At 62.2% G+C, this 14623-nt stretch carries 13 protein-coding genes and 3 pseudogenes; 5 read left to right on the forward strand and 11 right to left on the reverse strand.

Annotated elements, in window-relative coordinates; genetic code table 11:
* Positions 1-2: 2 nt before the first annotated feature.
* On the forward strand, positions 3-1490 hold the full coding sequence (locus RLCC275e_RS26805) for an NAD-dependent succinate-semialdehyde dehydrogenase (RefSeq protein ID WP_033184545.1): 1488 nt from the start codon (positions 3-5) through the stop codon (positions 1488-1490).
* A gap of 11 nt (positions 1491-1501) precedes the next feature.
* Positions 1502-2329 (forward strand): alpha/beta hydrolase, encoded by an 828-nt coding sequence (locus tag RLCC275e_RS26810; protein WP_033184500.1) that lies wholly within the window; start codon positions 1502-1504, stop codon positions 2327-2329.
* A gap of 187 nt (positions 2330-2516) precedes the next feature.
* On the opposite strand, the pseudogene RLCC275e_RS26815 reads toward RLCC275e_RS26810, so the two are convergent.
* A pseudogene (locus tag RLCC275e_RS26815) lies at positions 2517-3146 on the reverse strand (DUF1173 family protein); the annotation flags it as partial.
* A gap of 4 nt (positions 3147-3150) precedes the next feature.
* On the opposite strand from RLCC275e_RS26815, the gene RLCC275e_RS26820 reads away from it, so the two are divergent.
* Positions 3151-3597 carry a hypothetical protein gene (locus RLCC275e_RS26820; protein WP_033184499.1) on the forward strand — a complete coding sequence of 149 codons (447 nt, stop codon included), beginning with the start codon at positions 3151-3153 and terminating at the stop codon, positions 3595-3597.
* Between the two features lie 209 nt (positions 3598-3806).
* Positions 3807-4076: a type II toxin-antitoxin system prevent-host-death family antitoxin gene (locus tag RLCC275e_RS26825; protein ID WP_033184543.1), complete on the forward strand. Its 270-nt coding sequence runs from the start codon at positions 3807-3809 to the stop codon at positions 4074-4076.
* A 386-nt stretch (positions 4077-4462) separates the two neighbouring features.
* Here the strand turns inward: RLCC275e_RS26825 and RLCC275e_RS26830 are convergent.
* Together RLCC275e_RS26830 and RLCC275e_RS26835 are read right to left on the reverse strand one after the other, a co-directional pair.
* Positions 4463-4603: pseudogene (locus RLCC275e_RS26830) on the reverse strand (type IV secretory system conjugative DNA transfer family protein); the annotation flags it as partial.
* A pseudogene (locus RLCC275e_RS26835) lies at positions 4588-4683 on the reverse strand (DUF488 family protein, N3 subclade); the annotation flags it as partial. The pseudogenes RLCC275e_RS26835 and RLCC275e_RS26830, both read right to left, overlap by 16 nt.
* A 285-nt stretch (positions 4684-4968) precedes the next feature.
* Between RLCC275e_RS26835 and RLCC275e_RS26840 the strand changes: the two are divergent.
* The gene (locus RLCC275e_RS26840) at positions 4969-5817 is read left to right on the forward strand and encodes a PA3715 family protein (protein WP_033183455.1); all 849 of its coding nucleotides are present in this window, start codon (positions 4969-4971) and stop codon (positions 5815-5817) included.
* 126 nt (positions 5818-5943) lie between these two features.
* On the opposite strand, the gene RLCC275e_RS26845 is transcribed toward RLCC275e_RS26840, so the two are convergent.
* From RLCC275e_RS26845 to RLCC275e_RS26880, 8 genes are all read right to left on the reverse strand, one after another.
* Complete coding sequence (locus RLCC275e_RS26845) at positions 5944-7389, reverse strand: aldehyde dehydrogenase (protein WP_033183454.1); 1446 nt, start codon at positions 7387-7389, stop codon at positions 5944-5946.
* A 23-nt stretch (positions 7390-7412) separates the two neighbouring features.
* Entirely contained in the window at positions 7413-8198 is a 786-nt protein-coding gene (locus RLCC275e_RS26850; protein ID WP_033183453.1) for a coniferyl-alcohol dehydrogenase, read from the reverse strand.
* Between the two features lie 40 nt (positions 8199-8238).
* On the reverse strand, positions 8239-9276 hold the full coding sequence (locus RLCC275e_RS26855; RefSeq protein ID WP_033183452.1) for a branched-chain amino acid ABC transporter permease: 1038 nt from the start codon (positions 9274-9276) through the stop codon (positions 8239-8241).
* Positions 9273-10181: a branched-chain amino acid ABC transporter permease gene (locus RLCC275e_RS26860; RefSeq protein ID WP_033183451.1), complete on the reverse strand. Its 909-nt coding sequence runs from the start codon at positions 10179-10181 to the stop codon at positions 9273-9275. Before RLCC275e_RS26860 ends, RLCC275e_RS26855 begins: the two co-directional genes overlap by 4 nt.
* Positions 10178-10906 carry an ABC transporter ATP-binding protein gene (locus tag RLCC275e_RS26865; RefSeq protein WP_033183450.1) on the reverse strand — a complete coding sequence of 243 codons (729 nt, stop codon included), beginning with the start codon at positions 10904-10906 and terminating at the stop codon, positions 10178-10180. Before RLCC275e_RS26865 ends, RLCC275e_RS26860 begins: the two co-directional genes overlap by 4 nt.
* Positions 10903-11670, reverse strand: coding sequence for an ABC transporter ATP-binding protein (locus RLCC275e_RS26870; protein WP_033183449.1), 768 nt, complete (start codon positions 11668-11670; stop codon positions 10903-10905). Before RLCC275e_RS26870 ends, RLCC275e_RS26865 begins: the two co-directional genes overlap by 4 nt.
* The gene (locus tag RLCC275e_RS26875; protein ID WP_130708020.1) at positions 11663-12982 is read right to left on the reverse strand and encodes an ABC transporter substrate-binding protein; all 1320 of its coding nucleotides are present in this window, start codon (positions 12980-12982) and stop codon (positions 11663-11665) included. The genes RLCC275e_RS26870 and RLCC275e_RS26875 overlap by 8 nt, the downstream gene beginning before the upstream one ends.
* A gap of 68 nt (positions 12983-13050) precedes the next feature.
* Positions 13051-14514, reverse strand: coding sequence for an aldehyde dehydrogenase (locus RLCC275e_RS26880; protein WP_033183447.1), 1464 nt, complete (start codon positions 14512-14514; stop codon positions 13051-13053).
* Positions 14515-14623: the final 109 nt, after the last annotated feature.

The raw sequence follows: 14623 nt of genomic DNA on the forward strand, positions 1-14623 counted from the left end.
TCATGAACGTCAACCAGCATTCTGCGCATCCAGACCACGATCCCTTCGGGCTCAGCGCGTTCTCCCGCGGCCTCTATATTGGCGGCGCCTGGCAGCCTGCGGTGGGCAAGGGTCGGATCGAGGTGATCGACCCCTCGACCGAGGCGGTCATTGCCGCCGTGCCGGATGCGACCCTTGCGGATGCGGCAGCGGCCGTGGAGGCTGCGGCAAGCGCCGCGGAAAGCTGGCGCGAGATGGCGCCGAGAAAGCGTTCCGAGATCCTGCACCGCTGCTTTGAACTTATGGTGGAGCGCTCCGAAACGCTTGCCAGGCTCATTTCGCTCGAGAACGGGAAGGCGTTGCGTGACGCGCGCGGCGAGGTGGCCTATGCGGCGGAGTTCTTTCGTTGGAACGCCGAGGAGGCGGTGCGGATCTCTGGTGAGTTTGGCCTTGCCCCGGCCGGCGGAAACCGCATCGTCGTCGATTACCAACCTATCGGCATCTGCGTTCTCATCACACCGTGGAATTTCCCGGCTGCGATGGCGACCCGCAAGATCGCGCCTGCCCTTGCCGCAGGCTGCACCGTCATCCTGAAGCCGGCGAGCGAGACGCCGCTGACGGCCTATGCGCTTGCGGCTCTCTACGAGGAGGCCGGTGTGCCGCCGGGCGTCGTGAACGTGATGACAACATCGACGCCGGGGCCCGTCATCACCGCCATGCTGGCCGACCCGCGGGTGCGAAAACTCTCCTTCACAGGCTCGACGGGCGTCGGCCGCACGCTTCTGGCGGAAGCGGCGAAAAATGTCATCTCCTGCTCCATGGAACTTGGCGGCAACGCGCCGTTCATCGTTTTCGACGATGCGGACATCGACGCGGCGATCGAGGGTCTGATGGTCGCGAAAATGCGCAATGCAGGTGAGGCCTGCACGGCGGCAAACCGCATTTATGTCCAGTCCGGTATCCACGATGCCTTCGTGGAGAAATTTACCCGACGCATGTCCGCCCTCAAGGTCGGCCCGGGTGTGGATCTGGATACGGAATGCGGTCCGATGATCACGCGCAAGGCGGTGGAGAAGATCGAGCGCCTTGTTACGGACGCCATTTCGCGCGGCGCGCGCGCGCTCTGCGGCGGACGAACATTGGCAGGACGCGGCTTTTTTTATCCGCCGACGGTGCTTATCGATGTTTCCCCGGCCTCCGACATGGGGTGCGAGGAGATTTTCGGTCCCGTCGCGCCGCTCTACCGTTTCGAGAGCGAGGCAGAAGTCATCGCTGCCGCCAACGATACGGAATATGGCCTCGCCGCCTACATCTATACCCGCGACATTGGCCGTGGCATGCGCGTCGCCTCCAAGGTCGAGGCCGGCATGATTGCGCTTAATCGTGGACTGGTCTCCGATCCCGCTGCCCCCTTTGGCGGTGTGAAACAGAGCGGCCTTGGACGTGAAGGAGGGCAGCATCACGGTATCGCCGAGTTCATGGAAGCCAAGTACATTGCGACAAGTTTCTGAGGGAGAAACCTGTGGCCGCCGATCCGTTCCGCATTCGTGACCATGTCGCAGATTTCGACGCGATCGTTGGCGATATCCGAGCTCGCAGCCTTGCAACGCGGCGCACTGTCGCCATGGAGGCCAACATCGCCTACGGGGATAGGCCTGGCGAGACGCTCGATATCTTCCTGCCAGACAGTGCCGGCTCGGACATGCCGATCCACATGTTCATCCATGGTGGTTATTGGCGGATGTTTTCCAAGGCGGACTATTCCTGCGTCGCTGAGACCATCACCGGCGCCGGCGCGGTCGCAGCCATCGTCGATTATTCGTTGATGCCCATCGCGAGAATGGACGCCCTGGTTGGTCAGGTCCTGAAAGCCAAGGCTTTCCTACTGGCGAATGCCGATCGTTTTGGCGCCACGTCAAGGCGGCTCTCCGTCAGCGGCCACTCCGCCGGTGCACATCTTGCAACCTTTCTCTTCCATCGCTCGCCAGCGCCTTCGGGGGTAGTCGCCGCTTTCCTGCTTGGCGGGATATACGATCTCGAACCCCTGCAGACGTCCTTCCTGCAGGACGAGATTGCCTTGAGCGACGAGGAGGTGCGACGGTTTACGCCCATGCGTCACGAGCACGATCCTGCAACGCGTGTCGCTGTCATGACCGGCGAACAGGAAACTGATCCTTTCAAAATCCAGGCGAATGCGTTCAGGGACATTCTTGCCGCCCAAGGGCTTGACGTGCGGGCATCGCAGGTCGCAGACGGCAATCACATGAGCACGGTACGCGATCTCGCTGTCGCCGGCACACCTATGGCGGCAGCATTGCGCGCGTTCATTGCCACAAGCGGCGCATCATAACGATCTCAAGATTGCGCTCCCTGACCAAAGGTGTCGCTCTTTCGCAAGAAACTACGTCGTTGGATCCGCACGAACTCATCCAGGCTTTCGACGCCTCGAAGCGAGAGATCCAGAGCACGCTCAATGTATTCGTCGCACCGTGATTCGCTCGTCGGCTTGGCCGAAGCAAGACATTTCGCTTGTCCGATCATGGAAGCTGCGGCATTTCCCCTTCGGCGACCCGCCAGATCCACGGTATAATCTCCGGTCTCGTCTCGATCATCTCAGCCAACGCCTTCTCGAAATCTTCGCCGGCACCCGGAGCCACGATGAACATGGCGATGGGAGCCGGGCGTTGTTCCGGTAAGGTGACCGAGACGACCGGTTGCCCGCGCGCGAGATTGAAACGCAGGCCTTTCACGCTCTTTCGCTTCAGCCTTGAAAGCCGTTCCAGGAGATGTTGCTCTTGCATACTCTCGAATGGGATCCAATTCTCGTTGACCACCATTATGACGAGCTCCTCGATGGACGCGATCCCCGCGCCTGATATCCCGAAGGTCGCAATCATAGTCAGATGGAAGTCCTCGCTCGACCGCCAGAGTTCCAGCTCCGTCTCATATCTGGCGCTTAACCGCTTCCAGGTCCGTTCCTCGATCATAAAGGGGAAGGGAAGGTGACGAACGACGATTTTCTGGCCGCCCCGGGAAGCCTTGAACTCCTTCACCTCCGCCACAGTCATCATCAGTTTCCGCGGCCCGGAACTGGCGGTATGGGCAGGAGCCAAGGCCGCCGCCCGGCGGGTGGCTATTCCCTCCCGCTCCTGCTGATGAAACACCCTCACGCTGTACACCAAGCTTGCCGGGTTCCGGCTCGTCGTCCTCGCAAACCGCTTCGGCGACGACACCGATTTCTCGCGAGAGCTTCATGACTGCCTGATTGAAGGGCTCGAGGCGGCAATCGCTCGGATCCTTGTCATCATGGAATTGGAACGAAACCTTCTCGTCGGAGATGACGAATTCATTGCCTGTCAGCTGCAGGGCGAGACCGAGATATTCGGGCACTTCACCATCAATCTGCTGGATGATTTGGAGATCGACGACGACACGCATGAATACCGCATCAACGGCGGCAACTGGATCAACGCTTTGATGGCCGATGACGGTGGGGTCAAGGTCAAGTTTCCGACATTGGTTCGGTTGACCGACGATGAACTCGGTTCACTGGCCTCGATAATTCAGGAAATCACGCTAGAAACTGATATCCCCGTTCATGCGGTGCGCGCAATTTGATCCTCGTGGTAAAGACGCTTCAGATGCTGAGAGACGGCGGACGACGGCCGCCGCCAATTGGCGATGGCTCAGTCGTCTGAGGCTGAACGGCAATGACGGGACACCCACGGCTACTTTCCAGGCATGATCGTAACGTCTCCAACCAGCAAACTTGCAGCACTGTTGGAAATGCTGTATTTTACAACAAATACAGCAACAAGGTGACCCATATGTCTAAGTCAAGCGGTTCCTATTCAACCAGCGACCTCTCCCGTAAGTCTGGCGACATCATCGCCGAAGCCCTGCGCCATCCAGTGACCATCACCCAGCGGAATAAACCCCGACTGATCCTCCTCAATATCGAAGACTACCAGCGGCTGATGAGGCAGTCGGATCGGCGCGCCGCCGGTACCATCGAAACGATGCCCGATGAACTGTTTGCCGAGTTCGAAAACGCCGTCGAGGCCTACGCCAGCGAGGACGAGACAGGCCGCTCATGAATTACGAGCTCATCCAGACCGCAAGCGTCAGCATTCTTCCTGCCGCTGCTGCGCGAGTTCATCCGTCTCCGCAAGTCGGCCACGGAGGTCAGCCGATTCCGCTGAGCGGGCGCTGAGAGCTCGAATCAGGGTTTGCGCACGAACTCGGTGCGCGGCCGATGGTGACTCGGTCACCGTCATCTAGGATTTGAAGGTCAACGGAGCCGGATGCTGTCATCTCCGAAGCCGGACGCCATTTCATAGTTGTATTCGCGATTTCAGCGGCCATGTTCGCCTCGGTTCCTCAGAAGTCCTTGGCGCCTTCCGTGCGAGAGCGGTGTGCAAAGGCGCTTATCGCAGACGTTACCCAAGGCAACTCGGACGGCACTGCTGAACGTGTGAGATCGTCAAGTCCGCACGAAGCGATTGGCCTTTGCTTGCGCGTCCATATCCTCTCGCCGGAAATAGATCGCCCGGCCGCAACGGATCGGGCTATGGCCCTGGACGATGATGATCTGCTCGTCCTTGCGCATCGACTGGGTGATCTCGGCCACAGCCGGTCGACCAAGATGCGCGTGCCGTCCTTGTCGTCTTTCGGCTCGTAGATTCGTTTGAGGTGCAAGGCCATTTGTCCACCCGACATAAGTTCGAAAACTAGACGAATACGCGTGACAGGGTTTTGGTTCCAGGCTTGAGCCCGCAGCTCGATCTGGTGCGTGGCACAGGCAGCCATCGCACTCAACTTAGGAATATAGGTTGTCGGTCGGCCACAGATGAACGCCTCCGATTGCTGTAGCATTGTCGCGGCCAACTGACGTTGTTCGGTCCTTGGCCGCTGATATTTTTCGATTCTCCCAATATTGCCAAATGTCACGTTTCGAATATGCCTGTGGCTTTGTGGAGGGATTTGCAATTGACGCAGCTTTCGAACGCCCGCGCTTCATTCTTCGAACTGATCGTTCTGATCGGGCTCGGCGTTGCCGTCAGCGCTCCAGCGGCATCGGCGGGCCAGAACGAATGCGCCGGCCGCGCCTCAGACATCATCCGTCTTGCCTATCCGGGTGCCAACAACGCCGACGACGCTTTTCTGTTTGAGGGCGCAACCATCACATTGCCGACAGACGACAATGTCGACGGCGATCCGCGTCGGGTGATTTGCCGGATCTGGCCAGCTCAACCGCAACTGACGCTTGTTGCTGTCCCATTGATGACAGAGCAGTCGGATTCGGAAAACGAGGGGGACATCGAACTGCTCGTGGTCGACAGCACCAATCTTCATGTAAAGCAGCGCCTGCGTCTTCAGGGACTGATGTCCGACGATGCCATTCATGTAGAAAGCGTCGCCTTCGATACCGCACGTTATCAACTCGCTCCTGGGAAAACGGCTTTTGGACTGCGTGTTACGCTGGAAGGTAGCTCGCGCGCCAATCCATTCGGCGAAACGACCTTATGGCTCTTCTCAGTCGACGCTGATGGGCTGAAGCCGGTTCTCGACAATATTGTCGTCAGCGAGAACCACGGAGAATGGGATACCGCCTGTGCCGGTGAGTTCAATGAAACCACGCGCACGCTTTCAATGGGTTCACCAGCAAAAGGCGTGTTTGCCGACATAGTCGTAGCCGAAAAAACCACCACCTCCGTCGCCACGATCGGAAAGGATGGTGATTGCCAGAGCGAAGACAAAACGACGATTGGCAAACACCGGCTGCGTTACGACGGATCGAAATATACCGTTCCCAAAGATCTGAAGCGCGATGAGTAAGAGGATCTTGGTCCAGGCCGGGTGATGACCGCAATGACCGGGCTACAACTGCGATAGAGCGCCGCGTGTCCGACAGGACGCTCTATCGCTTGAATTGGCGTGATCTGCCCTTCGCCGCTGTCGACCTCAGAAAGGATAGTGCTGGGCGGAATCCTCGACCGTGATCCAGCGCAGGTCGGTGAATTCGGCGATCGCCGCCTTGCCGCCGAAGCGGCCGTAGCCGCTGCCCTTGACGCCGCCGAAAGGCATTTGCGCCTCGTCGTGCACGGTCGGGCCATTGATGTGGCAGATGCCGGATTCGATTTGTGCCGCAACCGCCATTGCCCGCTGGACATTCCGGCTGAAGATGGCCGCCGATAGGCCGTATTCGGTGTCGTTGGCGATGCGGATGGCTTCATCCTCGCCGGAGACGCGAATGATAGGCTTGACCGGGCCGAAGGATTCTTCCGAGTAGACACGCATCTCGGGCGTGACGTGATCGAGCAGCGTCGCCTCGACCACGGTTCCCGAGCGCTTGCCGCCGGCCACGAGCTTTGCACCCTTGGCAGTAGCATCGGCGATCAGCTCCTCCATTTTCTTCGCCGCATCGAGGCTGATCAGCGAGCCGAGAACGACGTGGCCACGTGGGTCGCCGGCCGGCAGCTGGCTGGCGCGGGCGGCCAGTTTGGCGACGAACTGATCGGCGATCGTCTCGTCGACGATGATGCGCTCCGTCGACATGCAGATCTGGCCCTGATGCATGAAGGCGCCGAAAATGGCGGCATTGACGGCACCGTCGATATCGGCGTCGTCGAGGATGACGAGTGGCGCCTTGCCGCCGAGCTCAAGAAGGGCGGGCTTGAGATGCTTGCCGCAGGTCTCGGCGATGATCCTGCCGACCTTGGTCGATCCGGTGAAGTTCACGCGCTTGACGGCCGGATGGGCAATCAGCGCCGCGACGATCTCAGGCGCATCCTCCGGCGCGTTGGTGATGACATTGACGACACCGGCCGGCAGGCCCGCTTCGGTCAGCACAGTGGCAATCAGCCGGTGTGTGCCGGGGCATTGTTCGGATGCCTTGAGGACGACGGTGTTGCCGCAAGCAATCGGCATGGCGATGGCGCGGGTGGCGAGGATGACGGGCGCGTTCCAGGGAGCGATCGCCAGGCAGACGCCGGCGGCCTGGCGAACACCCATGGCGAGCGTGCCGGGTTTGTCGGAAGGGATGATTTCGCCTGATATCTGCGTCGTCATGGCGCCAGCCTCGCGCAGGATGTTGGCGGCGAGCATGACATTGAAGCCGGCCCAGGGCGCGGTCGCGCCGGTCTCCTCGATCATCAGCCGGGTAAACTCGCCGACTTTGGAATCCATGATATCGGCAGCCTTCATCAGGATCGCGCGGCGCTGGCCGGGGCCGGTCTTCGACCAGGTGCCGAAGGCGGCGGCGGCGGCATCGACGGCTGCGGCAACGTCGTCCAGGCTTGCCGCGGCGGCGCGGCTTGCGAGCTTCTCGGTGAAGGGATCGAAACGATCATAGGTCCGGCCGCCGGAGGCTGCGCGGTCGGCGCCGTTTATGAGGAGGGAAATATTCATCGGAGGTCTCCTTGGGACAAGAACTAGAAGCCGAGGACTTCGGCGTTGATGGAAGCTTCGAGGCCGCCGTCGACGGCAAGATTGGCGCCGTTAATCCAGCGGCCGCCATCCGAGCAGAGGAAGAGCACGGCGGGCGCGATATCGGCGGAGGTGCCGGCGCGGCCGACGCGGGTAATGTCGCTATCGACCCTGGCGTCGCCGAGAACGGCGCGGAACTGCTTGAGGATCGGCGTTTCCACCGGCCCGGGGCTGACCGCATTGACCCGGATGCCGCGGTTCTTGAACCGTGGCTGATGGGCGGCGCGCATGGTCCAGAGCAGCAGCAGCTCCTTGGAGAGCGGGTAGCCTTCCTCATCCTTGAGATGGTTCTCAGCGACGACCGCCGCCACTTCGGGAAAGCCTTCAATTGATGTCAGCGATTTTGCCCGCTCGAGATTGGCGCGCCAGCCGTAGCCGGCGATCGAGGCGACGTTGACGATGGCGCCGCCTTCGCGCAGGCGGGGCGCCACGGCTTCGGACAGGGCGCGGAGGCCGTAGAAATTGACGGCGAGTGTCGAGACGACGCCGGTGTTGCCGGAGAGGCCGGCGACATTGGCGAGTGCGTCGAGGCGCGCCGGAAGCTGCGCGACGATCTCGGCAACGCCAGCGGCGGTCGAAAGATCGCCCTTGATGAAGGCAGCGCTTCCACCCACCGGTTCGCGCACATCGACGCCGATGACCTCGGCACCCATCTGGCCGGCCAGCTCCGCCGTGCGGGCGCCGATGCCGGAAGCCACGCCGGTCACCAGGATCGTTTTACCAAAAAGCATGAACGTCACCTTTCTCAAGAGAATCCGGAAATAAGCCGACTCATTCTTCCCATTTGATTTTATGCGGACCGGGCAATTTCAGCCGGTAGCCGACGGGCAGAAGTTGAAAATCGAAACGGCGCTCGATTTCGCCCCAAAGGCCGCGCGGCAGGTAGAGCGAGAAAATCAGGGCGGTGGCGCCGAGGCCGATCAGGTACCAGACGCCGGCTGAGCCGAAGACGGTCTCGATCACGAAGAACAGGATGGCGCCAAGGATCGCGCCTTCGAATTTGCCGATCCCGCCGACCAGCACCATGAAGATCATGTAGGCCGTCCATTGAACGCTGAAATAGGTCTTCGGCTGGAAGGTCGTGGCGGTCGCCAGCCATAGGCCTCCGGCGACCGCAATGCCGAAGGCGGCGAGCACGAAGAGCAGCCTCTTCGTCGCGATCACCCGCACGCCGACCGAGGTTGCCGCCTCCTCATTGTCGCGGATCGCCTGCATCGCAGCACCTGCGCGGCTGCGCATCAGGATGAAGAGCGCGCCGAGCAGGGCGGCCATGGCCGTCAAGGCGAGCCAGTAGATCGTCGCCCGCCGCGTGTTGCCGTCATAGACATTCAGCGAGATCAGCGAGGTTCCCGTTTCCCCCTGGATCAGCCGGTCGAGATTGACGAGCAGATGGGCGAGTTCGGCGATGACCCACATGCCGATTGCGAACTCGCCGCCCTTCAGGCGCAGCATGAACAGCGAAAGCGGGATCGACAGCGCGCCGGTCACGATCGCGGCGGCAAAGAGCGCGACGAAAGGATTGAGCCCCGCATCCGCAAGCCGGATGGTGAAATAGGCGCCGAGACCGAAGAACACCTGCTGGCCGACCGAGACGAGCCCACCGAAACCGGCAAGCGCATTCCACATGGCGGCAAGGATCACGTAGATGAACAGGGCCGTCATGCGGTCGATCGCGCCGGCGCCAAGGACAGCGGGGGCAAACATCAGCAGGGCGAGCACCGCGGCCATGGAGCCGAGCGCCACTCGCGACGCTTTCGTCCAGCGCTCTATCGATATTCCTTTGGAGGCAAGGGTCGCGTTAGGGCTCATGTCGGGCTCCGGAGACGGGTGCGCAGGGAGGCGGCAAGTTTGTCGAGAACCGGCATGCCGAACCGGGATAGCCTGACGAAAAGCACCAGCAGGAACACGGCATGGCCGCCGATCAGGAAGCCTTGCGGATGCAATTGCGCGCCGAGCGATTGGGCAAGACCGAGAACGATGCCGCCGGCAAGGGTTCCCCATAGCGATCCCGCTCCGCCGATGACGGCCGCCTCGAAGGCGAAGAGAAGCTGCGGGCCGCCGGCATAGGGGCTGAAGGTTGCCCGCATCCCGAGAAAAGCACCGGCGATGCCGACCGTGACCATGGTGATCGCGGTGGCGACGGCGTTGACCCTGCGGGCGTCGATGCCGACCAGTCCTGCCGTATCGGGATCTTCCGCCGTGGCGCGGATCGCGCGACCAAGAGCAAAGCGGCTGAGGAAGAACTGCAGCGCGCCGAGAACGACGACTGCCGTCACCATCATCATGACGGCAAGCTTGCCGACGAAGATGTGGCCCGGCAGTTGCCAGGAGGCATAGGACAGGTTGCCGATGAACGGCGCGAGCGAACGGGTGTCGGCGCCGAACTGCTCGAACAGCAGGTTGTCGATGACGATCGACAGGCCGAAGGTCGTCAGGATCGGCAGGAGCGTGCCGCCGCGGGCGCTGCGCTCCAGAATGAAGCGCTGCAACAGCCAGCCGGCGGCCGCCATGATGGGCAGCACGATCAGCAGGCCGGCGAAAGGTGGAATGCCGGCTTTGGCGGCGAGCAGCCACAGTCCGTAAGCGGCTGCGACCGCCAGGCTGCCATGCGCGAGATTGATGATCCGCATGACGGAGAACATGAAGGACAGGCCGCAGGCGATAACGGCGTAGTAACCGCCCAGCAGGATGCCCTGCAGCAGGGTGTTGATCACGATGCGCTCCTTTCGCCGGTTGCCCGGTGCAATCCGAAATAGGCCTGGGTGACGTGCTCGCGCGTGACGGCCGCCGCCGGCCTGTCGAGGACGATGCGTCCTTCCAGCATGCAGATGACACGGCTTGCCACGCTCATGGCGCGGGCGAGATCCTGCTCGACGAGCACGATGGTCGTTCCCGACGTGAGCAGTACCTGCAGCTGGGCGTAGACGCGATCGACGACCAGAGGCGAAAGCCCGAGCGAGACCTCGTCCAGGAGAAGAATATCGGGATTGCTCATCAGCGCCCGGCCGATCGCGGTCGCCTGCTGTTCCCCGCCCGAGAGGTGTCCTGTTTTGGCGTGACGGCGGGGTTTCAGGTTCGGAAAGGCGTCGAGGACACGATCGATGCTCCAATCGCCCCTGCGGCCGCAGGTCTTTCCGAGTAGCAGGTTTTCCTCCACCGTCATCTGTGAAAACAGGCGCCGGCCTTCCGGCACCAGGGCGATGCCCTTGGCGATCCGCTTGTGGGAGGGGACGGCGGCCAGATCTTCGTCGTTAAGAAGGACGCGGCCGGAGGATGGCAGATGGGCGCCGGCGATCGATCGCAGCAGCGTCGTCTTGCCCGCGCCATTTGCGCCGACCAGCGCCAGTACCTCGCCCTTGGCAAGATCGAAACTGACGCCTCGTACCGCCTGGAGCAGGCCGTGGCGGACGTCGAGGTCGCGGATGGAGAGAAGGCTCATGCGGGTGTCCCTCCGAGATAGGCCTTGACCACCTCCGCATTGCTCATGACCATTTTTGGTTCGCCATCTGCGATGATCCTGCCGGCGTCCATGCAGATCAGCCGCTCCGCCACCTGCAGGAGGATATGAACGATATGCTCGATCCAGACGATGCCGATGCCCCGGCGGCGCAATTCGAGGATGGTTTCGACAAGCTCGCTCGCTTCGCCATCGGTCAGGCCCCCGCCGATCTCGTCGAGCAGCAATAGCCTCGGCTGCGTGGCAAGCGCTCGGGCAAGCTCCAGCCGTTTGCGATCCAAGAGGCCAAGCGTATCGGCGGGGCGGTTGGCTACGCCCAGCATGCCGCAGAGCGAAAGCGAATCCACCACGCGCTCATAGGCCTCGTCGCGGCTGGCGGCACTGCCGTGTGATGCGGCGACGAAAACATTTTCGAAGGTCGTCATGCCGCTGAAGGGTTTGGGAATCTGATGGGTCCGGACGAGCCCGGAGCGGCAGCGTTCCGCCGCCGTCCGGTTCGTGACGTCGGCGCCATCGAAGGTAATGCTTCCCTCATTCGGCGGAAATGCGCCGGCGAGCACGCTGAGCAGGGTCGTCTTGCCCGCGCCGTTCGGCCCGACAATGCCGACCGCCTCGCCATCGCCCATGGAAAAATCCAGATTCTCCAAGACCACGAGCGCGCCGAACCGCTTGTGGATCCCCTTGGCCGAGAGAAAGGCTCCCCCCGGCCGTCTTTGCGCTTCCTGTCGCTGCACTTGGTTATCCATTGTAAGCGGTGAGCTTGGCGCCGACCGGGACATTGGGGTCGGTGGCATTTTCGGTGACGACATAGTCGAGCGCGAATTTCGAGCCCTCCGGCGCTTTCACCCATTGCGTGCCGATGATCGGCCCGGGAGAAACGTTGGCGACGGGACCGCTGGTGAAGTCGACCTTGCCGGCGATCGTCGTGGTGTTCAGCGTGCTGAGCGCCTTGGCGACCGCCTCCTTGCTCTTGACGTCGGCGCTGGCTTTCAGCGCATCGAAGCCCGCGTCGAGAAGCGCAAGGCTGGCGCCGAGCTGCTGCGTCCACTGCTTGCCGCTTGCCGTCTCATAGCCGTCGGCGAGTTCGGTTCCGGAGACACCCGTCAGCGTCGATTTGTAGGGGAAAGCCTTGTGCCAGTAGGCGGCGCTGCCGATGTTCAGGCCGAGGTCGCCAAGCGCCTCGATGTCGGAGGGAAACAGGCCCGTCTTGGCGATCTGGCAGATCTTGATCTGCTGGGTGAGACCCTGCTGCGCGGCCTGACGCCAGAAGGCGGCGAAGTCGGGCGGGATCGGGAACGAATTGAAGATCTCCACGCCCTCTTGCCTGAAGAGGGCGATTTGTGCGGTAAAATCGGTGGTTCCGGTTTCATAGGCGCCGGGATCGACGATGGTGAAGCCCTCCTTGGCGAGCGCAGGCGCCAGATGGGTGCGGATCGCATTGCCGTCGGCGTCGTTGGGATACATGACGCCGACCTTCTTGTTGGTCTCGATCAAGTTCCACTGCGAAACATAGGCTTTGTGGAATTCTTCGACGCCGAAGCCGAAATGATAGGTCCACTTGAACGGCGAGGGCGCCCCGGGCTTGGCGCCCCGGCCGAAATACCAGGCTTCCCAGGGCATGACCGTCGAGAGGCAGGGAATGCCCGCCGCTTCGCAGGCATCGGCCACCGGATTGATGGTTTCGGGCGTCGAGACGACAAGCATCAGGTCGATCGACTGATTGTTGATCAGGTCCTTCGCCAGCTGGCCGGCGCGCGAGGGATCGGATTGGGTATCCTGGTCGAGAATCTCAACCTTCCAGGTCTTGCCGCCCGCCTGCAGGCCGTTCGCCAGCGCCTTGCGCGCCAGTTCCAGCACATAGCCGTCCGTTTCGCCGAAGCCGCCGAGAGGGCCGGTGCGCGGGCTGATGAAGCCGACCTTCAGCGTATCGCTGCTTTGAGCGAAGGCCGTGCGGCCGGAAAGCGCCAGCGCCGCGCCGCCCGCCACGGTCGATGCGATGAAAGAGCGGCGGCTCAGCGATGCCGCGTTGAATTTTCCGCTGCGGAAAATGCCGTTCATGAAGTCATTCCTCCCTCTTGATGTGGGCCTCCAAGCCCGTTCCCTGTGTTCATTCCGCCGATCTCAATTCAGATCGGGTAGTGCCGCTTTCCCGAGGCCATGGTGATCCATCTGAGCTCGGTGAATTCATCGATCGCCGCCTTGCCGCCGAAGCGGCCGTAGCCGCTTGATTTGACGCCGCCGAATGGCATTTGCGGCTCGTCGGAAACTGTCGCCTCGTTGATGTGGCAGATGCCGGATTCAAGCCGCATGGCGACGGCAAGCGCCGCATTGACGTCGGCGCCGAAAACGGCGGCCGACAGCCCGTATTCGTTGTCGTTGGCAACCGTCACGGCCTCGTCGACGCTGCCGACCCGGACGATCGCCGCGACCGGTCCAAAGCTCTCCTCGCGATAGATGCGCATGGCTGGCGTCACGTGATCGATGACGGTCGCGTCCATCAGCGTGCCGTTGGCCTGGCCGCCGCAGACGAGAACAGCGCCCTTCTGCAGGGCATCATCGACGAGCGACCGGACGCGGCGGACGGCCTCAGTGTTGATCAGCGTGCCGAGCGGCGTGTTGCCGTCCCTGGGATTGCCGGAGACGAGGGTTGCGGCCTTCGTCCGGAACTTGCCGACGAAGCCGTCGGCGATCTCGTCCATCAGGATGATCCGCTCGGTCGACATGCAGATCTGGCCCTGGTTCATGAAGGCGCCGAAGGCGGCCGCACGCACGGCCTCGTCGATATCGGCGTCGGCAAGGACGATGAACGGCGCCTTGCCGCCGAGCTCGAGCAGGCAGCGCTTGAGATGCCTTGCCGCGGATTCGGCGATGATCCTGCCGACACGCGTGGAGCCGGTGAAGTTGATGCGGCGGACGGCAGGATGGGCGATCAGGGCGTCGACGACAGCGGCGGCATCGCTCGGCGCATTGGAAACGACATTGACGACGCCGCGCGGAAAGCCGGCGTCACGAAGGACGTCGCCGATCAGGCCGTGGGTCTTCGGGCAGAGTTCGGACGCCTTCAGGATGATCGTGTTGCCGCAGGCAAGCGGCATGGCAACGGCGCGGGTGCCGAGGATAATAGGTGCATTCCAGGGGGCAATGCCGACGCAGACGCCGGCCGGTTGGCGGACCGCCATGGCGAGGCTTCCCGGAATGCCGGAAGGAATGAGCTCGCCTGATATTTGCGTGGTCATCGCCGCCGCCTCGCGAAGAATATCGGCGCCAAGGCCGCAATTGATCGCCGCCCATTGCGCGGTGGCGCCGGTTTCGCCGGTCATGGCGGCAACGAGTTCGGATGTGCGGGCCTCGAGGATATCGGCTGCGGCATTCAGAAGTCTGCGCCGTTCGCCCGGGCCGGTCTGCGACCAGTCCGGAAAGGCCGCTGCTGCCGCATTGGCTGCCCTCGTCATATCGGCAATGGATCCTGCCGAGGCGATGGTTGCGACATCGCCGGTCAACGGATCGACGCGTTCGAAGGTGGCCCCTTCGGAAGCATCCATCGCCTCGTTGTTGATCATCAGCTGTGCCGAAAACACCGTTTCACCCATTCCCCACGCGTTGGTTCCACGTGATGACGCTTGCATTGTTGCCATGGGAGAAAACGAGCGGACGCGGCGCCACGAGGGTCGCCTGACGGTTCCTGCATCTGTTGAAGAG

Origin of the sequence: Rhizobium brockwellii (assembly GCF_000769405.2) — a bacterium.
Classification (GTDB): Bacteria; Pseudomonadota; Alphaproteobacteria; order Rhizobiales; family Rhizobiaceae; genus Rhizobium; species Rhizobium brockwellii.